At 64.7% G+C, this 25,322-nt stretch carries 21 protein-coding genes; 10 read left to right on the forward strand and 11 right to left on the reverse strand.

The window, feature by feature from the left end:
• Window positions 1-194: 194 nt before the first annotated feature.
• A complete protein-coding gene (locus IAE37_RS21145) occupies window positions 195-1,397 on the reverse strand; it encodes an NAD(P)/FAD-dependent oxidoreductase (protein ID WP_201176632.1) in 1,203 nt (400 codons plus the stop codon).
• A 279-nt stretch (window positions 1,398-1,676) separates the two neighbouring features.
• Here IAE37_RS21145 and IAE37_RS21150 point away from each other — a divergent pair, with 279 nt between their 5' ends.
• Window positions 1,677-2,216, forward strand: a complete 540-nt coding sequence (locus IAE37_RS21150; RefSeq protein ID WP_201176633.1) for an RrF2 family transcriptional regulator — start codon at window positions 1,677-1,679, stop codon at window positions 2,214-2,216.
• A 12-nt stretch (window positions 2,217-2,228) separates the two neighbouring features.
• Here the strand turns inward: IAE37_RS21150 and IAE37_RS21155 are convergent, their stop codons facing one another.
• Window positions 2,229-3,140, reverse strand: a complete 912-nt coding sequence (locus IAE37_RS21155; RefSeq protein WP_201176635.1) for an AraC family transcriptional regulator — start codon at window positions 3,138-3,140, stop codon at window positions 2,229-2,231.
• Window positions 3,141-3,241: 101 nt separating this feature from the next.
• Between IAE37_RS21155 and IAE37_RS21160 the strand changes: the two genes are divergently transcribed.
• The 5 genes from IAE37_RS21160 to IAE37_RS21180 are packed head-to-tail and all read left to right on the forward strand — an operon-like array spanning window position 3,242 to window position 7,678.
• A complete protein-coding gene (locus IAE37_RS21160) occupies window positions 3,242-3,802 on the forward strand; it encodes a carboxymuconolactone decarboxylase family protein (RefSeq protein ID WP_201176637.1) in 561 nt (186 codons plus the stop codon).
• Window positions 3,803-3,848: 46 nt separating this feature from the next.
• A complete protein-coding gene (locus IAE37_RS21165) occupies window positions 3,849-4,913 on the forward strand; it encodes an acyl-CoA dehydrogenase family protein (RefSeq protein WP_201176638.1) in 1,065 nt (354 codons plus the stop codon).
• Window positions 4,910-5,731, forward strand: coding sequence for an ABC transporter ATP-binding protein (locus IAE37_RS21170; RefSeq protein ID WP_201176639.1), 822 nt, complete (start codon window positions 4,910-4,912; stop codon window positions 5,729-5,731). Before IAE37_RS21165 ends, IAE37_RS21170 begins: the two co-directional genes overlap by 4 nt.
• Entirely contained in the window at window positions 5,718-6,923 is a 1,206-nt protein-coding gene (locus tag IAE37_RS21175; RefSeq protein WP_201176640.1) for an ABC transporter substrate-binding protein, read from the forward strand. The genes IAE37_RS21170 and IAE37_RS21175 overlap by 14 nt, the downstream gene beginning before the upstream one ends.
• Window positions 6,923-7,678 carry an ABC transporter permease gene (locus IAE37_RS21180; RefSeq protein WP_201176641.1) on the forward strand — a complete coding sequence of 252 codons (756 nt, stop codon included), beginning with the start codon at window positions 6,923-6,925 and terminating at the stop codon, window positions 7,676-7,678. The genes IAE37_RS21175 and IAE37_RS21180 overlap by 1 nt, the downstream gene beginning before the upstream one ends.
• A gap of 92 nt (window positions 7,679-7,770) precedes the next feature.
• Here the strand turns inward: IAE37_RS21180 and IAE37_RS21185 are convergent, their stop codons facing one another.
• Together IAE37_RS21185 and IAE37_RS21190 are read right to left on the reverse strand one after the other, a co-directional pair.
• Entirely contained in the window at window positions 7,771-8,871 is a 1,101-nt protein-coding gene (locus tag IAE37_RS21185) for a sigma-54 interaction domain-containing protein (RefSeq protein WP_201176642.1), read from the reverse strand.
• Between the two features lie 8 nt (window positions 8,872-8,879).
• Window positions 8,880-10,067: an acyl-CoA dehydrogenase family protein gene (locus IAE37_RS21190; protein WP_201176643.1), complete on the reverse strand. Its 1,188-nt coding sequence runs from the start codon at window positions 10,065-10,067 to the stop codon at window positions 8,880-8,882.
• On the opposite strand from IAE37_RS21190, the gene IAE37_RS21195 reads away from it, so the two are divergent.
• Entirely contained in the window at window positions 10,066-10,371 is a 306-nt protein-coding gene (locus IAE37_RS21195) for a hypothetical protein (protein ID WP_201176644.1), read from the forward strand. The genes IAE37_RS21190 and IAE37_RS21195 overlap by 2 nt on opposite strands.
• Before the next feature lie 128 nt (window positions 10,372-10,499).
• On the opposite strand, the gene mrdA is transcribed toward IAE37_RS21195, so the two are convergent.
• Window positions 10,500-12,392 carry a penicillin-binding protein 2 gene (mrdA, locus tag IAE37_RS21200; RefSeq protein WP_201176646.1) on the reverse strand — a complete coding sequence of 631 codons (1,893 nt, stop codon included), beginning with the start codon at window positions 12,390-12,392 and terminating at the stop codon, window positions 10,500-10,502.
• Between the two features lie 338 nt (window positions 12,393-12,730).
• On the opposite strand from mrdA, the gene IAE37_RS21205 reads away from it, so the two are divergent.
• The 3 genes from IAE37_RS21205 to IAE37_RS21215 all read left to right on the forward strand — a co-directional run bounded on the left by IAE37_RS21205 (window position 12,731) and on the right by IAE37_RS21215 (window position 18,010).
• Window positions 12,731-15,589 carry an HD domain-containing phosphohydrolase gene (locus tag IAE37_RS21205; protein ID WP_201176648.1) on the forward strand — a complete coding sequence of 953 codons (2,859 nt, stop codon included), beginning with the start codon at window positions 12,731-12,733 and terminating at the stop codon, window positions 15,587-15,589.
• 183 nt (window positions 15,590-15,772) lie between these two features.
• Window positions 15,773-16,666, forward strand: a complete 894-nt coding sequence (locus tag IAE37_RS21210; protein ID WP_201176650.1) for a dihydrodipicolinate synthase family protein — start codon at window positions 15,773-15,775, stop codon at window positions 16,664-16,666.
• 18 nt (window positions 16,667-16,684) lie between these two features.
• Window positions 16,685-18,010, forward strand: coding sequence for an NAD(P)/FAD-dependent oxidoreductase (locus tag IAE37_RS21215; protein WP_201176652.1), 1,326 nt, complete (start codon window positions 16,685-16,687; stop codon window positions 18,008-18,010).
• A 75-nt stretch (window positions 18,011-18,085) separates the two neighbouring features.
• Here the strand turns inward: IAE37_RS21215 and IAE37_RS21220 are convergent, their stop codons facing one another.
• The 6 genes from IAE37_RS21220 to IAE37_RS21245 all read right to left on the reverse strand — a co-directional run bounded on the left by IAE37_RS21220 (window position 18,086) and on the right by IAE37_RS21245 (window position 25,032).
• Window positions 18,086-19,414 (reverse strand): MFS transporter, encoded by a 1,329-nt coding sequence (locus IAE37_RS21220; RefSeq protein ID WP_201176654.1) that lies wholly within the window; start codon window positions 19,412-19,414, stop codon window positions 18,086-18,088.
• A 196-nt stretch (window positions 19,415-19,610) separates the two neighbouring features.
• Window positions 19,611-20,621 carry a GlxA family transcriptional regulator gene (locus IAE37_RS21225; RefSeq protein WP_201176656.1) on the reverse strand — a complete coding sequence of 337 codons (1,011 nt, stop codon included), beginning with the start codon at window positions 20,619-20,621 and terminating at the stop codon, window positions 19,611-19,613.
• 88 nt (window positions 20,622-20,709) lie between these two features.
• The gene (locus tag IAE37_RS21230; RefSeq protein ID WP_201176658.1) at window positions 20,710-21,942 is read right to left on the reverse strand and encodes an aromatic ring-hydroxylating oxygenase subunit alpha; all 1,233 of its coding nucleotides are present in this window, start codon (window positions 21,940-21,942) and stop codon (window positions 20,710-20,712) included.
• A gap of 205 nt (window positions 21,943-22,147) precedes the next feature.
• Window positions 22,148-23,251, reverse strand: coding sequence for a mandelate racemase/muconate lactonizing enzyme family protein (locus IAE37_RS21235; protein ID WP_201176660.1), 1,104 nt, complete (start codon window positions 23,249-23,251; stop codon window positions 22,148-22,150).
• 28 nt (window positions 23,252-23,279) lie between these two features.
• On the reverse strand, window positions 23,280-23,831 hold the full coding sequence (locus IAE37_RS21240; protein WP_201176662.1) for a TetR/AcrR family transcriptional regulator: 552 nt from the start codon (window positions 23,829-23,831) through the stop codon (window positions 23,280-23,282).
• Between the two features lie 241 nt (window positions 23,832-24,072).
• Window positions 24,073-25,032 (reverse strand): helix-turn-helix domain-containing protein, encoded by a 960-nt coding sequence (locus IAE37_RS21245; protein WP_328822764.1) that lies wholly within the window; start codon window positions 25,030-25,032, stop codon window positions 24,073-24,075.
• Window positions 25,033-25,322: the final 290 nt, after the last annotated feature.

Here is a 25,322-nt window from a genome sequence, read left to right on the forward strand (position 1 = left end):
AGCATGGACGAAGGCCGGGATCACCGGAGTGAAGCCAGGCTCTCGATGCGCTGCGGATTGAGTGGTTGCCTTACCCTCGGTAGGTTTTCTTTGGAATGATGACATATGGCCAGCAGCCGTGACCAGTCATTCACAGTAACGACATGTCTAGACAGATCCGTCAGTTTTAGGACGGACCTGACAGACATTTCCTATCAAACGATCGCGATCAGCGGATCCGCTGCCGCCAGTGCCACGTCGCGATCAGCGGCGGGAGGATAGATCCATACCGAGTTGATCTGGCGCTTGAGGTCCTTGCCCTCCTGGCCATGCAGTTTCAGCTCACGCTCCCAGCCTTCGCTGAACGCCGCGCCCCATTCGCCGAGGTCCAGGCAGGTGACGTACTTGGGTTGGCGGTACAGCACCGGCTGCACGCCGAGCAGATCGGCCATGGCGTTGTTACCGCAGTGGCGGCCCATGGGGATGGCGTGCTGGCAGGTCATCAGCGCGTGGTTGCCGGCATCGTCGACGGCGGCCCAGGCGGTGTCGCCAGTGGCGAAGATGTGGTCCTGGCCAATCACCTTCAGGTGGCCGTCGACCTTGAGCCTACCGAAGTTGTCACGTTCGCCGGCCACTTGCGCGGTCAGCGGGCTGGCCTTGACGCCCACGGTCCAGATCACCGTGTTGCTGGCGATGTGTTCGCCGTTGTCCAGGGTCACGCCGTCGGCATCGACTGCTACCACCGAGGCTGCGGCCAGCCACTCGACGCCAGCCTGTTCGCAGGCGGCGACGATCGACGGCGTGATCCCCGCGCCCAGCGCCGCGCCTACCTGAGCGCCACGGTCGACCACTACCACCCGTACCGGCGTGTCGGCGCCGAGGATGGCACGCAGGCGAGCGGGCATTTCAGTGGCGGTTTCGATCCCGGTGAAGCCACCGCCGCAGACCACCACCGTATTGCGCGCTGGCGTGGCGGGTAGGGCGGCGAGGCCGACCAGATGCTGTTCCAGGCGCATGGCCGACTCCATCTGGTCGACATCGAAGGCATGCTCGGCCAAGCCCGGTACCGCTGGCCGCGCCACTTGGCTGCCGGCAGCGAGGATCAGGCGGTCGTAGCCGATACGTTGGGCCTGGCCGTTGGCATCGGTATAGCTGACGCTGCGTGCCTGGCTGTCGATGGCCTCGGCATTGCCTGCGATGAAGCGCACGCCCACGGCTTCGAACAGCTCGGCCAAAGGCGCCTTCATGCCGTGCACGTCGGCTTCGTAGAAGCGCGGGCGGATGCGCAGCTCAGGCTGTGGCGCCAGGACGGTGATGCTCAGGTCGTCGCGCTGGGCCTGGTCGAGCAGGCGAGCGGCGCTCAGGGCGCTCCATACACCGGCAAAGCCGGCACCGATGATCAGGATGTTCGATTTCATGAAGATGCTCCGCAAGGTTCATGAGGGGGAATTATGGACTTCGAGCGACGCTGTCGTGCTGCCCGAATAACTACGACTGTAATTGTCGTAGTTATTGGCGGCAAGCGTTTTTCGTAGACGAGGGTCGACAGGGCGCTTGCAGGAATCGTTGGGAACCGCTTGTGCAGAGGCCGCAAAGGGCATCAAACAAGGTAGCGACGCCGACGAGTGGTTATGGCGTGCTTTGCCAATCCCTATGGTTGAGCGTAATATTTGCGACAGATTTGGTCGGAGATTGATATGTCGCTGTACAGTGCTGGCGTTGAATATGGCATCCATTGCCTGCTGTACCTGGTGGACGAGCGCGGAGACACCCGCGAGTCCAGCGTGCGTGACCTGGCGGCGTTGCAGGGTGTGCCCCAGGAGTACCTGGCCAAGGTGTTCACCAAGCTCGCCCGGGCCAGGCTGGTGGTGGCCACCGAAGGCGTGCGCGGCGGTTTTCGCCTGGCGCGGCCGTCGGACGAAATTACCGTGCTGGATATCGTCAACGCCATCGACGGACCGAAGAAGATCTTCGACTGCCGCGAGATCCGCGAGCGCTGCAGCTTGTTCGAAGGCTCGCCGCCCGGCTGGGCGACCGAGGGTACCTGTGCCATTCATGCGGTGATGCTGGGGGCGCAGAAGCGAATGGAAGAGGCCCTGGCGCAGCAGACCATTCTGGACCTGGCGCGGCGGTTCGGGCGCAAGGCGCCGGCGGCGTTCGGGCAGCAAGTCAATGAGTGGATGAGCGAGCGGCGGGAGGCCAAGGGCGGCGGGGATATTCCCGTAAGCCAGGTTTAAGGCCGGAACGGGTCAACGCCCCTCATGCTGGCGCCGATACGCCCCCGGCTGCACCCCGACCACCTTGGCAAACGCCCGGGTGAACGCCGCCACCGACTGATACCCCACCTGCGCGCCAACCTGCTCCACGGTATTGCCCGCCCGCAACAACTGGCAGGCATGGCGCATGCGCAGTGCCAGCAGCACCTGCCCCGGCGACTGCCCGGCCAGCTCATTGAAGCGCTTGAAGAATGCCGAGCGCGACAACCCCGTACAGGCTGCCATGCTCTCGAGCGTCCAGGCCTGCCCGGGCTGCTCGATCAACTGTTCCAGCAACCCGGCGAAGGCGGGCTGGCGGGCGAGGGCGACCAGCCCGCCCAGTGGCTGCCCGGTATGTACCTGTTGGCGCAACGCGTACAAGAACAACAGATGCGTCAGCCGCTCCAGTAGCGCTTGCGACGGAGCCGGTGCGCGTTCGCATTCCTCCAGGATCAGCCCGAACAACGCCCGTGCCGCATGTCCGGCTGGCTCGTCGGCGCGCAGCAGAATCCAATCGGCCAGCCCCTCGACGATCAGTGACGACAACCCGGGGCGAAAGTCAAAGAACCCACACACCAGACCCACGCCATCTGTCGCGTCCGGTTCCAGCGGCTGCATGGCCTGGCGCGGTCGGGCGCAGGCGTCGCCCAGGTCCTGCTCGCTGGAAAGCCGATACCCCAGGTCGCGCAGCAGGAATACCGCATCCCCGGCCACAAGAGACACGGGCTCGGCCCGCCCATCGAGGTGCAACCAGCATTGTCCCTGCACCACCAGATGGAAACTGGCCCGGCCCATGCCCTGGGTGCTGGCATGCCAGCCGCCGCAGTAGCGGCCGACATGGAACAGGCTGGCATCGAGTTCGAGGCCTTCTAATAACCAATCGACGAGATGGCTGGATGAAATCATCTAATGCAAAGACTCAGGAGCAAGGAAAGGCGACTGATGAATATGGAGGGTAATTCTTATAACCAACAGACTGTACAGACACACATCAAGGAGACTACTCCATGTCCTCGCGCATTACTTTACACACCCTGCAGAGCGCCCCGGAAGCAGCCCGTCCTTTCCTCGAGAACGCGAAGAAGAATTCAGGCTTCATTCCCAACCTGCTGGGGGTCCTGGCCAACGCACCTGCGGCGCTGGAAACCTACGTGACCGTGTCGGCACTCAACGGCAAGTCCGAGCTGACCCTGGCCGAGCGCGAAGTGGTCCAACTGATCGCCGCAACCCAGCACGGCTGCGACTTCTGCGTGGCCGGCCATACCGCCGTGGCGCTGAACAAGGCCAAGCTGCCGGTCGAGGTGGTCGATGCCCTGCGCGCCCGTGGCGAGCTGCCGGATGCCCGCTACGAAACCCTGGCCGAGTTCGCCCGTGAAGTCATCGCCACCCGTGGCAATGTCAGCGAGGCTACCTACCAGGCGTTTCGCGAGGCCGGTTTCAGCGAGGGCAACGCCCTGGAAGTGATTCTGGGCGTGAGCCTCGCAACCTTGTGCAACTTTGCTAATGTGTTCGCCCAGACGCCACTCAACGACGAACTGAGCAAGTACCGCTGGCAGCCTGACGCGTAACCAGCCTCGGTGCCGGCCCGGCCGGCGTTTTCAAAGGAGTAGGGACATGCTTGATGCTGCATTTCGACAATGGCTGGATGCCAATGCCGAGGCAATCGACCAGGGCCAGTGCGACCCGCACCAGGTCCTGGCGCAAATCGCCGAGTCACAGTTGCTGCGAGTCGGGGTCGACCCGGCTCAGGGCGGCAGCGGCGGTGAGATCACCGACGCGGTCGAGGCCATTGCCGCCATCGCCAACCGTTCACTTGCCGCGGCCTTCGTCTGCTGGGGGCAGCGTGCCTTCATCGAGTACCTGCTGCAAAGCCCCAACCACGCGCTGCGCGAGCGTCTGCTGCCGGGCCTGCTGACGGGTGAGCTGGCGGGAGCCACCGGCTTGTCCAATGCCATGAAGTTCCTTTCCGGGATCGAGGCGCTGCAGGTACGTGGCCGTCCGGATGCCGCAGGCTGGACGCTGGAAGGCCGCCTGCACTGGGTGACCAACCTGCGCAAGTGCGGCTTCGTGGTGGCAGCGGCCATCGAAGATGACGCCGGGGGCTCGCCCTTCGTGCTGGCCATTCCCTCCACCAGCCACGGCCTGGAACGCTCCGACGACCTTGAACTGATGGGCTTGCAATCGACCAATACCGCAGCGCTGGCCTTCCATCAGGTGGAACTGGGGCGCGACTGGCTGTTGCACGAAAATGCCCGGGAATTCCTGCCCCAGGTACGCCCGGCGTTCCTGGCACTGCAATGCGGCATGGCCATCGGCCTGGCCCGGCGTTCGCTGGACGAGGTGCACGAGCACCTGCACGGGCGTCTGTCATTCCTGGAGGAGCATCGCCAGGTACTCAAGGATCGCCTTGACAATACCGTGGCCGAACTCATGCACGGCTTGTTGGAAGGGCGCTTCCAAAGCCAGCCGGCGGCGTTGTTCAAGTTGCGCATCACCCTCGCCGAGAGCGCTGCCGATGCCGTACAACTGGAATTGCAGGCCAGCGGTGGCAAGGCCTACCTCAATGCCTTCGGCGAAGGCTTCGCGCGTCGCTGGCGCGAGTCGGCCTTCGTGCCGATCGTCACGCCGAGCCTGGTGCAACTGCGGGCCGAGCTGCATCGCCAGGCGGCTGGCGCATGAGCCAGGTGTTGCTCGAGGCGTGCGAGATCAGCCTGGGCTACCCGCGCGATGGCGGCTGGCAGGAGGTGCTGGCGCGGTTCGACCTGCAACTGGCGCCGGGCGAGGTGGTGACCATCCTCGGCCCCAGTGGCGTCGGCAAGTCGAGCCTGTTGCGGGTGCTGGCCGGCCTGCAGGCGCCGCGTGGGGGCCGCGTGACCTTGCACGGCGAGCCGTTGCAGGGCCCGCATCCGCGCCTTGCGGTAGCCTTCCAGGACCCCAGCCTGTTGCCTTGGCTGAGCCTGGAAAAGAACGTCGCCTTCGGCCTCGACTTCGCCCGCCAGCCCAAGCTCGCCGCCGCCGAGCGGCGTGCGCGCATCGACCATGCGATCGAGGCCGTGGGCCTGGCCCATGCGCGCAACCAGTACCCGGCGCAGCTGTCCGGCGGCATGGCCCAGCGCACGGCGCTGGCGCGCTGCCTGGCTCGCCAGCCAGAGGTGTTGCTGCTCGACGAACCCTTCGGCGCGCTGGACGAAGTGACCCGCGCCGACATGCAGCAATTGCTGCTGCAGTTGATCGCCACCCACAACACCGCGGCGGTACTGATCACCCACGACATCGACGAAGCCCTGCTGCTGTCCGATCGCGTCCTGCTACTGGGCAACCACCCAGCGCAGGTGCTCGGCCAGTGGCCCATCGACCTGCCGCAACCGCGTGCGCAGCGGGTCGAGGAACTGGGCGCGCTGCGCATCGAGATTCTCAAAACCCTTCGGCGGGCAAGCCGCACAGCCGACCCTTCACCTTCCCCGTTGCCTTCGGAGCCTGTCCATGTGCATGGATGACTGCTGTTCCTCTTCTTCGCGTCGCGACTTCCTCAAGCTCAGCGCCATGCTCACCGCCGCCGGCGCCTTGCCATTGCTGTCGAGCCTGCAGGCGCGGGCGGCCGCCGAGCCGGACGCGCCGGTGCGCATCGGCTACCTGCCGATCACCGACGCCACGCCATTACTGGTGGCGCACAACAACGGCCTGTTCGAGGCCGAAGGCATCAAGGCCGAGCGCCCGGTGTTGTTGCGCAGTTGGGCGCAAGTGATCGAAGCGTTCATTTCCGGGCAGGTCAACGTGATTCACCTGTTGTCGCCGATGACCGTATGGGCACGTTACGGCAGCAAGGTGCCGGCCAAGGTGGTGGCCTGGAACCACGTCGGCGGTTCGGGCCTGACCGTGGCTCCCGACATCACCGAGATGAAGCAGCTCGGTGGCAAGACCGTGGCCATCCCGTTCTGGTATTCGATCCACAACGTGGTATTGCAACAGATGCTCGACGACAACGGCCTGACCCCGGTGTCGAAACCCGCCAACGCGCAGCTGGCGGCCAACGAGGTCAACCTGCTGGTGCTGCCGCCTTCGGACATGCCGCCGGCCCTGGCCAGCAAGCGTATCGCCGGCTACATCGTCGCCGAACCGTTCAATGCCCTGGCCGAGAACCTCAAGGTCGGCCGCGTGCAACGCTTCACCGGTGATGTCTGGCGCAACCACGCCTGCTGTGTGGTGTTCATGCACGAGCACGACCTGAACAACCGCCCGGAGTGGTCGCAGAAGGTGGTCAATGCCATCGTCAAGGCCCAGCAGTGGACCCGCGACCACCGTGCCGAGGCTGCCGCACTGTTGTCCAAGGCCGGCCCCAACAAGTACACCCCGCACGAGCCCGCGGTGCTGACCAAGGTCCTCGCGCCAGCTGCCGAGGACCGCGCCAGCTACATCGCCAGCGGTGCCATCGTGCACCAGCAATGGGATGAAAAGCGTATCGACTTCCAGCCTTACCCGTTCCCCAGCTACACCGAGGAGCTGGTCAAGCGCCTGAAGAACACCCTGATCGAAGGCGACAAGGCGTTTCTCGCCGAGCTGGACCCGGCGCATGCCGCCCGCGACCTGGTAGACGACCGCTTCGTGCGCAATGCCATCGCCGCAGTCGGTGGGCCGTCGGTATTCGGCATCGCCGACAACTTCGAGCGTAGCGAGGAGTTCGGGGTCTGATGCGCAAGCACGTCGTACACGCCGGTCTGGGTTTGGCCGGCCTGCTGGGGTTGTTGCTGTTGTGGTGGGCCGGGGTGCGTTTGTTTGGCGAGGCCGATGGCCTGTCGGCACGCTTCGCGCCTCAGGCGACCTTGGCCAGTCTGGTCGAGTTGCTGGGGCAGGGCGAGGTCTATGGGCACATCTGGGTGAGCCTCAAGCGCATCCTCGTCGGCCTGCTGCTGGCGCTGTTGATCGGTGTGCCGCTGGGCTTGCTGGTCGGCAGCTACCGGCACCTGGAAGCTGCCACCACGCCGGCGTTCCAGTTTTTGCGGATGATTTCGCCGCTGTCGTGGATGCCGGTGGTGGTGATGCTGATGGGTGTGGGCGACCAGCCGATCTATTTCCTGCTGGCCTTCGCCGCGCTGTGGCCCATCCTGCTCAACACCGCTGCCGGGGTGCGCCAACTCGATCCGCGCTGGCTGCAGCTGAGCCGCAGCCTTAGTGCCACGCGCTGGGAAACCCTGTGCAAGGTGATCATCCCCGGCGTGATTGGCCATGTGCTGACCGGCGTGCGTCTGGCCATCGGCATTCTGTGGATCGTGCTGGTGCCGTGCGAGATGCTGGGTGTCAGTGCCGGGCTGGGCTATTTCATCCTCGATACCCGCGACCGCCTGGCCTATTCGGAACTGATGGCGATGGTGCTGTTGATCGGTGTGCTGGGCTTCATGCTCGACGCCCTGGCGCGGGGGTTGCACCGTCGTTGGGTGCATGGTTGAAATTGAGGGCGGTTGTCTTGGGATAGGCGGCGACGCTGAGATCGAGCGCCGCCACGTCACCCACGGCGAACCCCAAAAACAGACCCACAGCATCAGATCGACAACCGCACCACGCGATTGTCCAGCGAAGCCGGCTCCTGCGCCCGCCGCTTGTTCACCACCAGCTCGCCGATGGCGATCAGCCGGGTCCGCGTGACGTTGCGTGAAAGCCCCAGCAACTGCGCGGTGTGCACCTGGTTGTAATGGCAGAAGTGGTACGCCGAACGCAGCAGCGCATGCTCCACTTTCTCGTACAAGTCGCCAGGCTGCTCCTCGTACAACCGGCTGAACGCTTGTTGCAGCAAGTCGTCGATGGCATTGCCGGCGGGCGCTTCGTCCTGGCGCTCCAGGCGCAGGTGGGACAGGCGCAGGTCTTGCGCCTGGATCACCCCGTCGCCGCAGGTCAGCAGGCTGTGATGGATGACGTTCTCCAGCTCGCGGATGTTGCCAGGCCAGGCATAGTCGACCAGCTTGGCCTGGGCCTTGGCGCTCAGCTCCACCGGGCCGTAGCCCAGGCGCTCGCTGTAGCTGCGGATGAAGTGCCGGGCCAATGGCAGGATGTCGCCGGGGCGTTCGCGCAACGGGTGCAACTGCAAGGTCACGACGTTCAGGCGGTAGTACAGGTCTTCGCGGAAATGCCCGGCATTGATGGCCTTTTCCAGTTGCACGTTGGTGGCGGCCAGCACCCGCACGTTGATCGGGATGCTCTTGCGTGAGCCCAGGCGCACCACCTCGCGCTCCTGCAGCACGCGCAGCAGCTTGACTTGGATCGGCAAGGGCAGGTCGCCGATTTCGTCGAGGAACAGCGTGCCGCCGTTGGCCTCCTCGAACCAGCCCGCCTTGGCCGCCAAGGCGCCGGTGAAGGCGCCTTTCTCATGGCCGAACAGCTCGGCCTCGACCAGCGATTCGGAAAACGCGCCGCAGTTGACCGCGACGAAGGGCCCGTTGCGCCGGCCGCTGAGGTTGTGGATATGGCGTGCGACCAGCTCCTTGCCCGTGCCGGTTTCGCCGATGATCAGGACGCTGGCCTCGCTGGGGGCGACCTGTTGCAAATGGGCGAGCAGCGCCTGCGACCTGGGGTCTTCGAAGACCTGTGCGGTCGCCCTGATCGAGGTAGCCAGTGTCGGTGACGGGGGAAGGGTCAGCAGCTGCATGGGGAACCTCAGGAATAGAAGGACGGTGCCGGGCGCTGGCCGCTGAGCGCCCACTCGCCGAGCTCGTGGATGCGGTAGTCCACCGGGTCGTGCAGGGTTTGCGTGCGCAGGTTGCGCCAGTGCCGGTCGAAGCGCAGCGATGCATGGGTGGCGCGGGCGCCAGTGACCTCGAACAGGCGGTTGCAGATATCCAGGCCGTGGCGGGTCGCCGCGACTTTGGCGGTGCCGATGGCCAGCGCCAGGTCGCCACGTTCCTCGGCGCTCAAGGCCTGTTCCTTGGCCCAGGCGGCGTCGAGCTGGCGCGCAGCGCGCTCGATCAACAGGCGCATGCTCTCCAGGCCCACCCAGAACTCGCCGTAGTGCCGCAGGATGTAGGGGTCCTGCTCGGGCGTTGCGGCGCCGGAGCGGTACCATGGGCGGCTTTCCTTGAGGGTGTACTGGCGGGCCTCGTTGAAGGCGCCCTCGGCGATACCGAGGAACAGGTTGCTGAAGTGCAACTGGGCGATCAGCGGGCGCAGCGCGGCGAACGGCGTGCTCAGCGGGCCGGGATCGAGCAGCAGTTCGTTATGCTCGACCCGCACCCGCTCGAAGGTGGCGCTGCCACTGTCGGTCTGGCGCTGGCCGATGTTGTTCCAGTCGCTGTGCAGGGTGATGCCGGTGCGCCCGCTGGGGATCGCCGCGATCAGCAACTTGCCGCCGGCGCGCTCGTCCACTGCCGAGGCGATCAGCATTTCCGAGTCGCTGGCACCGGAGCAGAAGCTCTTCTTGCCCGAGAACTCACACCAGCCATCGAAGTGCTTGACCTGGGTACGGGTGTCCAGCGGGTTCAGCGCATTGCCCCAGAACCACTGCTTGCGCGCGGTCTGCTCGAACCAGGGTTGCCACTGGTCGGGCCTGGCGAACAGGCGCACGGTGGCCAGCATCAGGTGGTGGAAGCCGAACACGTGGGCCAGCGAGCTGTCCACCCGGGCGAATTCGCGAACGACTTCGAAGGTGTCGTGCCAGCTGGCGCCTTGGCCCCCGAATGCCTGCGGGATGACCAGCGACAGCAGGCCGCTGTCACGCAGGGCATCGCGCTCGGCCTTCGGCGTGCCACCGCGCTCGTCGCGCTCGACAGCGGTTTGCGCGAATTGCGCGGCGAGGCCTCGGGCGATGCTCAGTGCGGGGCGGCGGGTGGCGGTTACAGGTGCATTCATGGCCGCTCCTCAGGCGCTCTTGCGCAGCGCGTGGTGGGCGCCGGGCAAGGCGACGACGATCAATGGGATGCTCATGGGCAGGTCTCCGGTTCTTGATGAGTGGGGACTTTGCTTGAGCAATCGTCGTGCCGTGATTGGATTTTCTTTTGGATCAACAGGTTGCATCCTTTTTATGGTGCAACCGGTGTTGCCAGGTGGGCGTTGGGTGTTGACCGAGTGTTGCGCTGCGGACAGTTGGCCGGGTGTTGGCGGCTGTACAGTTGGGAGTGTTATAGAGGATTTGCGGTTGGTTAAAAAAGAATAAGAAAGAATATTCTTATGGCTTTTTTCGGTTTGGCTTGGGTGGTGTAGGGGGGCGGATATCGAGCGCCGCCCGCGCGGCGCTTCGCGGGTAAACCCGCTCCTACAGATTGGTCCGAGGGTCAATCATGCCTACGAATGCGGCCCCGGTTTGGCCGCCGCCACCCCGGCATACTCGGGCTTGAGGTGCCCCTGGTCATCCAGCAGGTAGGCATCCATCACTTCGCGCACCACCGGCCCGGCGACGCGGCCACCGGCCTCGCCGTTCTCGATCATCACCGCCACCACCACGCTGGGGTGATCGGCCGGGGCGAAACCGACGAACAAGGCATTGTCGCGATGTCGCTCGAGGGTCTTGTTGCGGTTGTAGCGCTCACCCTGCTTGATCGCCACCACCTGCGCCGTGCCGCTCTTGCCGGCGATGCGGTACTGCGCGCCGGCAGCGGCGGCGCGGGCGATGCCGCGCGGGTCGTGCATGACCATCTGCATGCCCTGGCTGACCTGGTCCCAGGCGTGTTTGTCGTGCAGCACGATGTCCGGCATCGGGTTGGGGTCGATCGGCGTCTCGCCGCCCACGGTCATCGCCAGGTGCGGGCGATGCCACACGCCCTTGCTCGCCAGCAGGCTGGTGGCCTGGGCCAGCTGCAACGGTGTGACCTGCATGTAGCCCTGGCCGATGCCGAGGATCAGGGTCTCGCCCGGGAACCAGGCCTGGCGGCGGGTGGCGCGCTTCCACTGGGCCGACGGCATCAGCCCGGCGGCTTCCTCGAACATGTCCAGCGAGACCTTCTGGCCCAGGCCGAACTCGGCCATGTAGTCATGCAGGCGGTCGATGCCCAGCTTGTGCGCCAAGTCGTAGAAGTAGGTGTCGTTGGAACGCATGATGGCGGTGTACATGTCCACCCAGCCATCGCCGCTGCGGTTCCAGTTGCGGTACTTGTGGTCGTAGTTGGGCAGCTCGTAGTAGCCGGGGTCGAACACCCGGCTGCCCGGCGTGATCACACCGCTGTCCAGGCCGGCGATGGCCACCTCCGGCTTCACCGTCGAGCCCGGTGCGTAGAGCCCGCGCAGTACCCGGTTGAACAGTGGCCGATCGATCGAGTCGCGCAGCGCGGCGTACTGCTTGAAGCTGATGCCCTTGACGAACAGGTTGGGGTCGAAGCTCGGGTTACTGACCATGGCCAGCACGTCGCCATTGGCCGGGTCCAGCACCACCACCGAGCCACGGCGGTCGCCCAGGGCCTTCTCGGCGGCCAGTTGCAGGTGACTGTCCAGGCTCAGCACGATGTCCTTGCCGGGGGTCGGGGCCTGGTGGTTGAGCACGCGCATCACCCGGCCCTGGGCGTTGGTCTCGACCTCCTCGTAGCCGACATGGCCGTGCAACTGGCTCTCGTAGAAGTGTTCGATGCCGGTCTTGCCAATGGACTGGGTACCCCGGTATTCGGTGCTGTCGAGGGTCTTGGCTTCTTTTTCGTTGATGCGCCCGACGTAGCCCACCGAGTGGGCGAAATGCTCGGCCAGCGGGTATTCGCGGATGAACTGCGGCTCGACGTCCAGGCCCGGCAGGCGGAACTGGTTCACCGCCACCAGGGCGATCTGCTCTTCGGTCAGGCCCACCATCAGGGTCACCGGCTCGAAGGGCTTGCGCCCGCGGCGCAGGTCCTTGTCGAACTGCTTGCGGTCATCCTCGCCCAGGCCAAGCACCTGGGCGAGGGTGTCGAGCACCTTGGCCGAGTCGCCAGCGCGCTCGCGGGTCATGGTCAGGTCGAAGCTGGGCTTGTTGTCGGCCAGCACCACGCCGTTGCGGTCGTAGATCAGGCCGCGCTCGGGGGCGATGGGCAGTACGTGCACGCGGTTGTTTTCCGACACGGCGGACTGCTGGTCGTGCTGCACCACCTGCAAGACGTAGAGACGGCCAATCAGGATCGCGACAAGGCTGAACACCAAGGCAGCGCAGGCCAGCAGGCGGCGGTTGACCAGGTGCTTCTCTTTCTCATGGTCCTTGAGGGGGATCGGTTGCGGCATGGGAATTCTGTGCGGTATCGGCAGGGCAGGAACGATGCCCAGCGGCCCCAGGGGCCGGGAATGCTACGCAACCCTGGGGCACCCCTCAAGGCGAGGCATCGAACGGCATGGGGCCAGCAAGCGCAGAGCGCCCGCGAACAGGGCGCTCACCGGGAATATGAAGATTTGTTCATATGCAGCTTCAAGCTCGCCTTGCAAGCGCGAAGCCTGCCCCTGCGCTAACGTGAGAGCTGCATGCCTACAGAAGGCATTGACCAGGACGTAATGGGGGCGGGTGGCGCTGGAGTGATTAATAGCTCTGTGCCACTATTCGCCGTCGCGAAGCGGAGTCGGCAGCCATGAACAACCCTGGGCGCGGGATATCCCTGCAATTGGTGGTGGCGCTAGCCATCATGCTCGGCATCTTGCTGCTCGGCGCGGGGCTGGCCTGGCAGGGCTACCAGGGCATGCGCCAGGCGCTGGTCGCGGCTGCGGGCGATACCGCCCAGCAAGTGGCCAGGACCATCGACGAACGCGCCCGGCGGCTGATCGAACCGGCCCAGAGCAGCATCCGCATGCTGGCCTTCAACCCCGCCGCCAGCAACCTGGCACAACGCCTCGAAGGGTTGCCGCAACTGGTCGAGAGCCTGGCGGCCAACCAGATGGTCAGTTCGGCCTACATCGGCCAGCCCAATGGCGAGTTCTTCCTGGTTCGGCGGCTGCGCGATCCGCAGTTGCTGCAGCAGTTCGAGGCCCCGGCGGGCACCGTTTACCTGGTGCAGAGCATCACCCGCGGTGACGACGGCGCGATGCATGGCGAGTGGCGCTTCTACGACCATGCACTGCACTTGCTGCGTGCCCAGCCCAAGCCGGACTACCACTACGATCCACGCCACCGACCCTGGTTCATGGCGGCCTCGGCGCGCTCCACCATCGTCCTGACCCGGCCGTACGTCTTCTTCACCACTCGCGAGGTCGGGGTGACTCTGGCCCAGCGCAGCATCGATGGCGCGTCGGTGATCGGCATGGATGTCTCGGTCAACGACCTGGCCACCGAGAGCCGCGACCTGCGCATGACCGCCGGCACCGAGATTGCCTTGATCGATGACCAGGGGCAGGTCGTCGCCTACCCGGATCTGCAGCGAATGATCGTGCGCGAAGGCGAGGATGTACGCCTGTCGAGCGTCGCCGAGCTGGGCATCCCGAGCCTGGCGCAGATCCAGGCGGCGCCGCCCGAGAGCAAGCAACCGCAGCTGTATGAGGTGCAGGGCCAGCTGTGGTATGGCATCCGCGTGCCATTGATGAACCTGGCCGGGCATAACCTGCAGGTATTGCTCGCCGTGCCGGCCCGGGAACTGTTGGCCGGCGCACGCCAGGTGTTGTTCGAGCAGCTGTTGTGGACGGTGGCGCTGATGGGCGTGCTGTTGCTGCTCGGTGGGTTGCTCGGGCGCCGTATCGGCCAGCCGCTGCGCACGCTGGCGGCCCAGGTGCGCAGCTTGGCCGGGTTCGACTTCAGTCGAGAGGTCGGGGTGCAGTCGCGGGTCAACGAGGTGCGTGAACTGAGCCAGGTGCTCAGCCGCATGTCGGGAACCATCCGCAGCATGCAGGCGATCACCCTCACACTCAGCCAGGAAAGCCAGCTCGAACGCATGCTCGATGGCGTGCTCAGCCATCTGGTCGAGGCGGCGCGGGTCAAGGCCGGCGGCATCTATCTGTTCGATGAGGACCAGGCCCGACTGCGCCTGGCGGCCACCTGTGGCGTGGCGGATTACCCGGCCGAAGTGGCGGTCGACGCGAACCAACAGGCCGAACTGGCCAGTGCCGTCACCCGGGCGCTGGCACTTCCCGGTGGCAGTCTTGCCGTACCGCTGGCGGACCGCGGGCAGGCGTTGCTGGGCATTCTGGTGTTGCAACTGGAGCAGCCCGCCAACGGCGAGGAGGTGGGGCAACCGTTCCGCCGCTTCGTGTACGAGCTGTCCGGTGCGGCAGCAGTGGCCATCGAAACGCGGCAGTTGATCGAGGCGCAGCAGCGCCTGCTCGATGCCATGATCAAGTTGCTGGCCGACGCCATCGACGCCAAGAGCCCCTACACCGGCGGCCACTGCGAACGGGTCCCGGAGCTGGCGCAGATGCTGCTGGACCGGGCCGTGCGGGCCAACAGCGGGCCCTACGCCGACTTCACCATGAACGACGCCGAACAGTACGAGTTCAGGGTGGCGGCCTGGCTGCACGACTGCGGCAAGGTCACCAGCCCAGAGTACGTGGTAGACAAGGCTACCAAGCTGGAAACCTTGTACAACCGCATTCATGAGATCCGTACCCGTTTCGAGGTGCTCTGGCGCGATGCCGAGCTGGCCTACTGGCGAGCGCTGGCCGAGGGTGCCGAGGGGCAGGCGTTGCAGCAGGCACTCGAGCGCACCAGGGCCGAATTGCAGGAGGAGTTCGCCTTCGTCGCCAAGGCCAACATCGGTGGCGAGTTCATGCAGGAAGAAGACATCGAGCGCTTGCAACGCATCGGCCAGCGCCCCTGGCAGCGTTATTTCGACAACCGGCTGGGTATTTCCCGCGACGAACAGGAACGTTTTACCGGCGTGCCTGCCGAGGTGCTGCCTGCGCCCGAGCGACTGCTCGCCGACCGCCCCGAGCACCGCCTGCCATGGGGGCCGCGCAAACCGCCGGTAGTGCGCGACGATCCGCGCAACGTCTGGGGTTTCGACATGCGCCTGCCAGAGGATGCCAGCAACCTGGGCGAGCTGTACAACCTGTCGATTCGACGCGGCACGCTCACCGACGAAGAGCGTTTCAAGATCAACGAGCACATCGTCCAGACCATCATCATGCTCGAGTCGCTGCCGTTCCCGCGTCACCTCAGGCGCGTGCCCGCGATCGCTGGCCATCACCACGAGAAGATGGACGGCACCGGCTACCCGCGTCGCCTGGGCCGCGACGCGCTGAGCCTGCCCGAGCGGGTCATGGCCATTGCCGATATCTTCGAGGCGTTGACCGCCGCCGACCGCCCGTACAAGCCGCCGAAAACCCTGTCCGAATCGGTGAAGATCATGGTGTACATGGCCCGTGACAACCACATCGATGGGCAGTTGCTGCGGTTCTTCCTAAGCAGCGGCGTTTATCGTCAGTACGGCGAGCGCTACCTGCGGCCCGAGCAGATCGACGAGGTGGATGTGGCGTATTGGCTGGAGCAGATACCGGCGGGGTGATGCCGGGTAGACACCGATCCGCAGGTTATGCCCGCCGTCGCTGGCATAACCGAAAATCATCTGTAGCGTCCCGGAAATGTCGCTGTAACCCTACCGGACCAGACCTTAGGCTTTTGCATGGAGCCCTGAACGCTCAATGCCTTGGCAGGAACCTGCCTGCCAAAAACAATAAGGAGTTGCCTAATGTCTGCATTCAAGTTTTCCGGCGTGAACCTGGCCATCACCACCCCCTTCGACGCGCACGGCAAGATCGACTACGACCGGTTCGAAAGCTTGATCGAGCGCTACATCGCCGCCGGCGTGCAGGGCTTCGTGCTCAGTTCCGGAACCGGGATGCATGTGTACCTGAGCAAGGACGAGTCCAAGCAACTGGTGGCGTTCGGTGCCAAGGTCATCAATGGCCGCGCCCGGGTGATCGCCCAGACCTCGGCGTTGCTGGTCGAGGAGGTGGTGGAGCGAACTCGTCACGCCAAGGACTGCGGCGCCGATGGCGTGATGGTGCTGCCGCCGTTCTTCGAAGGCCCGACCGATGACCAGAGCATCATCGATTTCTATGCGAGCGTGTCCGAAGCCGGTTTGCCGATCATCGGCTACAACGTGCCGCAGGCGGTCGGCGTGGAGGTCACCCCGAGCCTGTTCAAGCAACTGAGCCAGATCCCCAACTTCGTCTCGGTCAAGGACAGCAGCGGTGACCTGGCGGCCCAGGCGTCGCTGTCGCGCACTGGCTTGCCGACCATGAACGGCGCCGACCCGCTGGTGCCGTACGCGCTGTTCGCCGGTGCGGCGGGGCTGATCTGGGGCGGCGCGAACCTGGCGCCGAAAACCTGCGTGGCACTGGCCAATGCAGCCAGCGAAGGGCAGTGGGCCGAGGTACAGCAGATCTGGAAGAGCCTGGCGCCGGTGATGTCGCTGATCTGGCAGGGCGACTACGTGCAATCGGTGTACGCCGGCGCGCAGATCATGGGCTTCGACGCCGGCCATCCGCGTCGCCCGTTGGCGCGCCTGGCCGAAGACAAGCTTGGCGCCCTGCGTGAAGCGTTGGCACCGTTGATCGAACGTGAAGCCTCGACTCGTTGACCGGTTGGAGCATTGGCCATGTACGTTGCTTCGAAAATACCTGGCAACAACGGCAGTTGCGGATGGGTCGAGATGCTGCCACAGCGGATCCCCAGGGCCGCGCTGAACGAGGCGGTCACTGCCGATGTGGCGATCATCGGCGGCGGTTTCGCGGGCTTGTCCGCGGCGCGCCAGCTGGTTCGCCGCGATCCGAGGCTGAAGGTCGTAGTGCTGGAGGCTGGCGTGGTAGGCGAAGGCGCTTCCGGGCGCAATTCGGGTTTTATCATCGACCTGCCGCACGAGGTGTCCGCCGAAGGCCTGGGTGGTGGTTCGCTCGACCGCGCCAAGCGCGACATCACGATGTACCGCACGGCCATCGAACTGGGCCGGGAAATGGCCGAACTGCATGGCTGGGGCAGGGACGTGTTCGACCCCTGCGGGCGCTACAGCGTGGCCCGCGGCGCCCAGGGCGATGCGCATATCCTGGCCTACGGCAAGCAGCTCGATGCGCTGGGCGAGCGTCATCAATTGCTCGACACCCGGCAGATCGCCGAGATCACCGGCAGCCCGGCCTACACCTCGGGCATGTTCATGCCGGGCACTGTGATGATCCAACCGGCGGCCTACGTGCGGCGCTTTGCCGATGCGCTGGGCGAGCCGGTGCGGGTGTATGAACAGACCCCGGCACTGTCGTTCAGGCAGGTGGGCGCTGACTGGGTGATCAAGACCCCGAAGGGTGTGGTCAGCGCCGGCAGGATCATCCTTGCCAACAATGGCCACGCGCAGAGCTTCGGTTTCTTCAAGGGCAAGCTGCTGCACGTGTTCACCTACGCTTCGCTGACCGAGCGCTTCGACCCCCGGCGCCTGCCAGGGCAGCGCACCTGGGCGGCCACGCCGGCCTTGCCCATGGGTACCACGGTGCGCCGCATCCGTGATGGTGATGGCGACCGCATCCTGGTGCGCTGGCGCTACAGCTACAACCCGAGCCTGACCATCGGCGATGGCCAGGTGAACCGTGCCGGGCGGGTGCATGACGGCAAGTTTCTCACCCGTTTCCCGGGGCTCAAGGGGCTGGGCATGGAATATCGCTGGGGCGGGCCGATGGCATTGACCTGGAACAGCGTGCCGGCCTTTGGCGAGGTCGAGCGTGGCGTCTTCTCGGCCTGTGGTTGCAATGGCCTGGGAGCGTCGAAGTCGAGTGCCGCCGGTATCGCGGCAGCCGACCAGGCGCTCGGGGTGAACAGTGAACTGCTGGACATCTTCACCGGGTTCGACAAGCCCAGGCAGTTACCGCCGCAGCCGTTCCTCACCCTGGGGGCCAAGGCCAACATGAAGTTCAAGGAGCTTCGGGCGGGGGATGAGTAGCCGGCAAGGGCTGGTGCCAGTCAGTTGAAGCGGTATGGGGCGCATTGCGCCCCCAATTTGTTTGGAAGAGGGGCATCAGCCCAGCGATGCCGCTTGTTGCAGGTTCAGCGTGCGGGTTTCCGGGGCTAGCATCATCGACACCAGCAAACCGACGATGCAGATGCCGGCGGCTACATACAGGGTCTGGGCGATGCCCATCTGCGACAGTGACACCGGCACGAAGTAGGTGCCCACCGCCGCACCGATGCGCGAGATCGAGGTGCCGAAGCCCACGGCGAAGGTCCTTAGCTCGGTGGGGAAGATTTCGTTGGGGTAGACCAGGATCAGCACCTGCGCACCGCCGGTGAACAGTGCGTAGGCAGCGAACAGGGCGAGGGTCAGCGCGCCCGACTGGTCGTGGAAGTAGCCCAGCCCGAGCAGGGCGATGGCCGACAGCAGGAAGCTGTAGCCGAGCATGCTGCGCCGGTCGATGCGGTTGATGATCCGCGTGGCGATGGTACAGCCGGCGAAGAACAGGAAGGTGATCAGGGCCGAGCCCAGCGAGGCGAGGTCACCCGTGAGGTTGAGCGCGGCCAGGACCTTGGGCGCGAACGAGTAGACGGCGAAGATCGGCACGATGGCGCAGGTCCAGAAGGTCAGGACGAACAACATGCGTTTGCCGTAGCCTGAGTGCAGCAGGCTGGAGAAGCCGAGGCTGGGGCCGGTCGTTTCCTGCGCCAGGTTACCCAAGCCGAAGTCATCGCCATAGACCGCCTTGATCACCGCCTCGGCCTCTGCGTCGCGGCCTTTGCTCAGCAGCCAGCGTGCCGACTCCGGCGAGCCGAGGCGTACCACCAGCAGGAACAGGCCGACCACGGCAGCGCTGGCCAGCACCAGCGGCCAGGCGTCGCTGCCCAGGGTTCGCAGCATCACCTCGCCGACCAGATAAGCGCACGCGGCGCCGGCGAACCACAACAGGGTCAGCATGGCCAGGCGCGAGCCGCGGTACTTGCGCGGCATGAACTCGACCAGCATCGAAGTGGCCACCGGGTACTCGATGCCCACGCCAATGCCGATCAGCAGGCGCAGCAGGAACATGGCCACCGCCGAATCCGCCCACAGATGCGCCAACGAGGCGACGATGAACAGCAGCGGCCCGAGGAAGTACACCTTGCGCCGCCCCAGGCGGTCGGTGAGCCAGCCACCGAGAAAGCCGCCGAAGAACACGCCGATCAGCGAGGAAGCGGCGATCATGCCTTCCCAGAAGGCGTCGAGGTGCAGCGCCGAGGAAATCTGCGCCAGGGCGACACCTATCACGCACAGCACATAACCGTCGGCAAAGCCTCCACCGCCCGAACGCAGGGTCAGTGTCTGGTGAAACTTGTTGAGGGGTACATCTTCGACCGTGATTAAAGGATTTGTCATTGTTGTCTCCGTGTTTAATTCAGGGCAGTTTCAATGTGCGAGTAGCCTGGCGTACGCGACCAACCTTGTTGTTGGGTGATGGGTCTTGCCCAGGCAGTGGAAAACGACCTCCCATTCAAGCCGTGGAAGTGGCGGTTGGTTGGAATTCGGGAAATGACGGCGCAGGCAAACGGCACGTTCTCGCCGTGGCGATTGTTCAGACTTCGTAGCGGGTTTCTTTCGAAGGCGGCCGGCCGAAGAACTTGCTGTAGGTACGGCTGAAGTGCGTGGCGGCAACGAAACCACAGGCCAGGCCAACTTCCATGACCGACAGTGCCGTGTGTTGCAGCAGGCGGCGCGCCTCGGTAATGCGAAGTTGCAGGTAGTACTGCTGCGGCGTGGCTCCGGTCTGGTCGCGGAACAACCGTTGTATCTGGCGTGGCGACAGGCCGACACACTGCGCCATCTGCTGGATGTCCAGCGGCTCTTCCAGGTTGGATTCCATCAGGCGAATGATTTCGCGCAGGGGCTTGGTCATGTTCGGGTGGCGGGTCTTGGTCGCGCTCTGGAAGCGCGACTGGTCGTAGTCGAGCAGGTCGACCACGGCCTGTGCCAGGGTCGGGTCACAGCGCTCGCGCAACCATTCGATCATCACCTGGAACGCGCCTGCCGGGGTGGCGGCGCTCAGCCGGGTGCGGTCGATCACCACGCTGTCCTGGCTGACCACAGCGTTTGGCACATGCTCGGCCAGGGCCCGGCGTTGCTCGGGGTGGATGGCACAGCGATAGCCGTCGAGCAGGCCGGCATGGCCGATGTACCAGGCGCCATTCCACAAGCCGCCGAGGGCCATGGGCGCGGTAGCCAGGTTGCGCAGCAGGGTATTCAACCAGGCCGGCGCAACGCGCGGCGTGCGCAGGCCGCCGCAGACCACCATCAGGTCGATCTGCGCGACACGGATATCCGTCAGCGGGGTATCGGGCCTGATGGGGATGGCGAGGTCGCTCGTCACTTCGGCGCCGGTGTGGCTGAAGGTGTGGGTGCGTACCGAACCCGGGCGGATCAGGTTGGCCGTGGCCAATGCATCCAGGGCCTGGGTGAAACAGGGCAAGGAGAAATTGTCCAGCAGCAGGAAACCGATGGTCGACGTCTTGCGCGCCACTTTCCGTTCGAGAAACCGCAGGTTTCGCCCTTCGAACTTTTCATTGAAGCAGGTGTTCACGGTGTGCATGGTCGTTCCGTGGCGCGCAGCGCAAGGACTGGGGAATTTCGACGGCGGGGGCGGAGGCTGCGAAGGGACAAGCCCTTCGCGAAAGGCATCAGACGATGCGCCTGGCCGCCGATTCGTTCAGCCGCCGGGTCATCAGCTCGCAGTACCAGTCGACGAACTGGCACACACCGGTCTCGATGATCGAAGAGTAGGGGCCGGGTACGTAGGCCGGCGAGGTGACGCCGACCTGGGTGCCTTCGACCAGGCGCCGGTCCTGGTCGTTGGTGGCCATCCACACCTTGGTCAGACGGTCGATGTCGTAGTCGACGCCTTCCTGGGCATCCTTGGGCACCAGCCACTTGGTAGTGACCACGGTTTCGCCCGGGCCTGCCGGCAGCACGCGAAAACTCAGGGCGTGGTCGCCGAGGAAGTGGTTCCAGGTCGAGGGGTATTTGAAGTACAGCAGGGCGCCGATGTTCTCCACCCCGCTGCGGTCCAGGCGCCGGGTCACGGCCGGCTTGCCGTCGAGGGTATAGCTGCTGGCGCCGGGGTTGAGCGGAATGCGGGTCATGCGGAACTGGCCGTTCGGGTCCATCACCTGGCGGCTGGCGAGGCCTGCGGCCTCCAGGGTATTGCAGTACTCGGCGAACAGCGGATCCTCGGCTTCGTCGCCACCGCGTACCGAAGCCAGCTCGGTGTAGCTGCACAGCAGCTCCGGGTGGGTACCGTCGCAGTGGTAGCACTCGCGGTTGTTCTCGAACACCAGCTTCCAGTTGCCTTTCTCCACCAGGTTGGACTCGAAGGCCACCTTGCAGTCTTCCAGGTAATGCGGACCGATGAACGGGGAAACGGCGCTGCGAAACTTCTCGAAGTCTGGCGCCACCTTGGCCACGCAGACATAGATATAGCTGTGCACCACTTCGCAGTGCAGCGGTGTCAGGTTGTGTTGGCTCGGGTCGAATTCCGCGCCCATGTTGCCGGCATACAGCAGCTTGCCGTCGAGCTCGAAGGTCCATTTGTGATACGGGCAGACCAGCTTGGCCACTTTGCCCTTGGCCTCGGTGCACACTTTCGAACCGCGGTGGCGACAGGCGTTATGGAAGGCGCGGACAGCGCCGTCCTTGCCACGCACTACCACCACGGGATATTCGCCGATTTGCAGGGTCAGGTATTCACCGGGCTTTTCCATTTCGAATGTATGCCCGGCGAAGATCCACTCCTGGTACCAGATATGTTCCAGTTCGAGTTGATAGAGCGCGGTATCCCTGTACGCCGCACCGGGCAGCCCGTGTTGCGGCCTGCGTTGTTTGATCAAGTCTAATCCAGCGCTGATGTTATGCATTTTTATTGATACTCCTGAAACAACTCGATGTAACTTGGCCGCTTTCATGCGCGCGAGCGAAGACCGGCGCAAGGCCAACTTGAGCAGGTGGCCGTGCGCGACGTGCAATTAATGAATAACGTTGTGGAAGCCAGTCTAGAGTTAGCCCGGTTTCAACGAAATCAACTTTTTATGGGCGACTCTGATAACCAAATGTCATGGCGCTTCAGAAACTCGCCAGCGCTGCGCCGAACTGTTCGCGGTCCGGTTCGATACCCAGGCCAGGCCCTTGCGGCAGCGCGATGTGGCCGTTGTCGATGTGCAGGCCGTTGCGTGCGTCGTAGTTGCCTTCGATGTAGGGCGCGGCGATCCAGGCACCTTCGTTGAGGTCCGGTCGCACCGTCGCGCCCAGGTGCACGCAGGCAGCGGCGATGATGTCACCACCCCAGGCGTCGTCGCTGGTGTGCGGCAGGTTGCGTGCGGCGCAGATGTCGCGGAAGGTGCGCATCGGGTGCAGGCCGCCGATGCGCGTCACCTTCATGCCGAAACCATCCACCAGGCCAGTACCGGCAGCGGTGATGACGGTGCTCAGGTTGACGCCATTCTCGTCCATGTAGATCGGGTGCTGGACTACGTTGCGCAGCACCGCGAGCTCTTCGATGCTGTTGCACGGCTGCTCGAGTATCAGCGGGATGTGCGGGCATTCACGGCTCAAGCGGATTACGTCGCGGGTGTTCCAGCCACGGTTGCCGTCGGCCGCCAGGCGCATGCCCGAGCCGCGGATGACTTCCCAGACCTTGTGCAGGGTCTCGATATCCGCTTCGACGCTGCGCCCGCCCAGTTTCACCTGGATGCGCGGGTAGCCCTGGGCCAAGCGCTCCTTGGCGATACGGGCGATCTCGTCAGGTTCGCCGACGCCGGTGGAGTAGTAGGTGGGCACGGTCTCGGTCAGTGCACCGCCCAGCAGGTCGGCCACGCGCACGCCGAGTTTCTTGCCGATCAGGTCGTGGGCAGCGATGTCGATGGCGGCCTTGGCGTAATGGTGGCCGTTGAGCAGCGAGTCCATGCGTCGGTGCAGCGCAACCGGCCACAGGTCGCTGCCGATCAGGTCCGGGGCCATTTCGACCAGCGCTGCGCGGGCGCCGTTGGCATAGGCTTCGGCATAGGTCGAGCCGACCGGGCAGGTCTCGCCCCAGCCTTCCAGGCCATCTTCCGAGACGATGCGCACCAGTGTGGTGTCCAGCGACCAGACGGTGCCGCTCGACATCACACGCGGCGGGTTCTTCACCGGGAGGTCGTGGGCGTAGATGTGAATTTCGCGGATCTTCATTTGTTGTTGTCTCCAGCTCACGTGCTTGTCAGATGATGTTCTCCGCGAGCAGCGCAGCACGTGCAGCGCGGATCGCAGCGTTGGTGGCTTTTTCGCGGCCTTGCAGGCGGGCGGTCTGGGTCATGCCTTCGTGCAGCAGGAACAGGGTATCGGCCAGTTGCTGGATATCGCGCCCTGGCGCGATACGCTGCAGACGCACCCTGAACTCATCGGCCAACTGCGCCTTGTGTGCCTTGACCACCTCGGTGATAGCCTGGCTTTCGGGGTATTCGGCCAGGGCGGTCATGAACAGGCAGCCGCTGTTGGCCACCTCGGCCAGCCACTGGTCCAGGCGTTCGAGAGGGTAGAGCACGTGCTCGATGCCCTCGCCGGGGCCGCCGGCGAGCCATTCGAAGTAGGTGCGGTGACGGTATTCCAGGGCGCCGACGATCATCGCCTCGCGGCTGGGAAAGTATTTATAGAGGGTGCGCAGCGAGACATCGGCTTCGGCTCGCAGGGCTTCGACGCCCTGTTCGGCAAAGCCCTGCTCGGAGAAGCTGCGTTCCAGATCACTGGCAATCTTTTCTCGGGTATCGGACATGGGAGGTCTCGGTCGAATGCAACGCCATCGGGCGGACGTCGGCTGGCGAGCGTCCATGTGTCGATGGTAGAGCGATCGTTCTACCTGTGTAAAGTGGCAGGTACAATGATCGTTCTACCTTGTCGCGAATGGCTATTCACGACATGCCTCGATGCGTCATCGACGTGCTGTTTCAAGGCTCGCGCAGGCGCGACGGCATGCCGCCATGCAGGCTTGGCATGCCGCTTGGCGGAGGGTGGGATCAGTGTCGGGCCGGCCTTCTGGACAAGGTCGCCGTGGGCGTTTCGCCGAACAGCTGCTTGTAGTAGCTGCCGAACATGCCCGAGTGGTAGAAGCCCCAGTGCGCGGCGATCTCGAAGATCGGCTGGGCCCCGGGGGCGCAGGCCAGCAACATCTGCCGCGCGCCGTGCAGGCGGATGTAGCGCAGGTAGCTGATCGGGCTGATGCCCAGCACCTTGTTGAACGCATAGTGCAGCGTGCGTCGGCTGATCCGCAGCTGCTTGCAGACTTCCAGCACCGTCGGCGGCAGGGTATGCCGGGCCAGGATGAACTCGCGGGCCTTCTCGACGATGTGCCGGTGCACCAACTGCCCGGGGTTGTGCGGTCTGGCGCTGCTCAAGTGGGTGAGACCGGCGCAGATGATGTTCAGGGTTTCGCTCAGCAGGTTACGGCGGAACAGGTCGTGCTGGAGTGCCTGCGGGTTGGCACTCACGCCGCCGAACAGCAGCCCCATGTTCGCCCGAAAGGCGCTGCACAACTCATGGGACGCTGCACTGGCGCCGCTGATCGCGGTGATCCTGGCAGCGTCCAGCTCGCCCACGGTCTCGGCGTACTCGCTGAGCAACTGCATGTCGATCACCGCCACGAAGATATCGGAGCGGGCAGGCGTGCGGAACTTCAGTTCGGAATTGGGCTTGAGGAACAACACCGAATCTGGCTCGAGCTTGTCGCCGCACCAGAAACCGTCGCCGTACATTTCGTTGGCGACGCCGATGGCGAAGCTGTCCGGCCAGGGCAGGCCGTGCTGGTCGACGGCCTTGTCCATCGATTCGCGAAACAGCTGGATGGGCCCTAGCGAGAGGTCCTGCAGGGTGCCGGAGAAGGCCCCCTCGCTGATTTGCACGTACTCCTGGTTCCATTTCGGGAGTGCCGAGGCTTGCAGCAATACGTCAGTCAGTTCATGGGAGATGAAGGAGGGCACGGCGGTTGCCTCCACACGGCATTGCTCATTGCTAGCGCGCATAGCTACCTCACGGACAACTGATTGTTCTTGTTGTTGTGCTGGGCCCGCAGTCCGCGTTGCCTGATCCTTCAAGGGCCTTACGGCGGCTCCGCGCCCAGGAAAAGTATTTTGTAAAAAAAGATAACCGCACAAGCTCTGTCTGTCGAACCCGGCCACGGCTTGCCGATTCTTGATAGGCGAACGCCGCCCCTTGCCGATTCTCGATACGGCCCTTGGCGCCGCCGACATAGCCTTTGGGCAGCCTGAAT

Origin of the sequence: Pseudomonas sp. S31, assembly GCF_016648105.1 — a bacterium.
Classification (GTDB): domain Bacteria; phylum Pseudomonadota; class Gammaproteobacteria; order Pseudomonadales; family Pseudomonadaceae; genus Aquipseudomonas.

Coding starts and splice junctions, on each gene's coding strand:
- IAE37_RS21145 (WP_201176632.1), bottom strand. CDS start 1,397: ATGAAATCGAACATCCTGATCATCGGTGCCGGCTTTGCCGGTGTATGG.
- IAE37_RS21150 (WP_201176633.1), top strand. CDS start 1,677: ATGTCGCTGTACAGTGCTGGCGTTGAATATGGCATCCATTGCCTGCTG.
- IAE37_RS21155 (WP_201176635.1), bottom strand. CDS start 3,140: ATGATTTCATCCAGCCATCTCGTCGATTGGTTATTAGAAGGCCTCGAA.
- IAE37_RS21160 (WP_201176637.1), top strand. CDS start 3,242: ATGTCCTCGCGCATTACTTTACACACCCTGCAGAGCGCCCCGGAAGCA.
- IAE37_RS21165 (WP_201176638.1), top strand. CDS start 3,849: ATGCTTGATGCTGCATTTCGACAATGGCTGGATGCCAATGCCGAGGCA.
- IAE37_RS21170 (WP_201176639.1), top strand. CDS start 4,910: ATGAGCCAGGTGTTGCTCGAGGCGTGCGAGATCAGCCTGGGCTACCCG.
- IAE37_RS21175 (WP_201176640.1), top strand. CDS start 5,718: ATGTGCATGGATGACTGCTGTTCCTCTTCTTCGCGTCGCGACTTCCTC.
- IAE37_RS21180 (WP_201176641.1), top strand. CDS start 6,923: ATGCGCAAGCACGTCGTACACGCCGGTCTGGGTTTGGCCGGCCTGCTG.
- IAE37_RS21185 (WP_201176642.1), bottom strand. CDS start 8,871: ATGCAGCTGCTGACCCTTCCCCCGTCACCGACACTGGCTACCTCGATC.
- IAE37_RS21195 (WP_201176644.1), top strand. CDS start 10,066: ATGGCCGCTCCTCAGGCGCTCTTGCGCAGCGCGTGGTGGGCGCCGGGC.
- IAE37_RS21190 (WP_201176643.1), bottom strand. CDS start 10,067: ATGAATGCACCTGTAACCGCCACCCGCCGCCCCGCACTGAGCATCGCC.
- mrdA (WP_201176646.1), bottom strand. CDS start 12,392: ATGCCGCAACCGATCCCCCTCAAGGACCATGAGAAAGAGAAGCACCTG.
- IAE37_RS21205 (WP_201176648.1), top strand. CDS start 12,731: ATGAACAACCCTGGGCGCGGGATATCCCTGCAATTGGTGGTGGCGCTA.
- IAE37_RS21210 (WP_201176650.1), top strand. CDS start 15,773: ATGTCTGCATTCAAGTTTTCCGGCGTGAACCTGGCCATCACCACCCCC.
- IAE37_RS21215 (WP_201176652.1), top strand. CDS start 16,685: ATGTACGTTGCTTCGAAAATACCTGGCAACAACGGCAGTTGCGGATGG.
- IAE37_RS21220 (WP_201176654.1), bottom strand. CDS start 19,414: ATGACAAATCCTTTAATCACGGTCGAAGATGTACCCCTCAACAAGTTT.
- IAE37_RS21225 (WP_201176656.1), bottom strand. CDS start 20,621: ATGCACACCGTGAACACCTGCTTCAATGAAAAGTTCGAAGGGCGAAAC.
- IAE37_RS21230 (WP_201176658.1), bottom strand. CDS start 21,942: ATGCATAACATCAGCGCTGGATTAGACTTGATCAAACAACGCAGGCCG.
- IAE37_RS21235 (WP_201176660.1), bottom strand. CDS start 23,251: ATGAAGATCCGCGAAATTCACATCTACGCCCACGACCTCCCGGTGAAG.
- IAE37_RS21240 (WP_201176662.1), bottom strand. CDS start 23,831: ATGTCCGATACCCGAGAAAAGATTGCCAGTGATCTGGAACGCAGCTTC.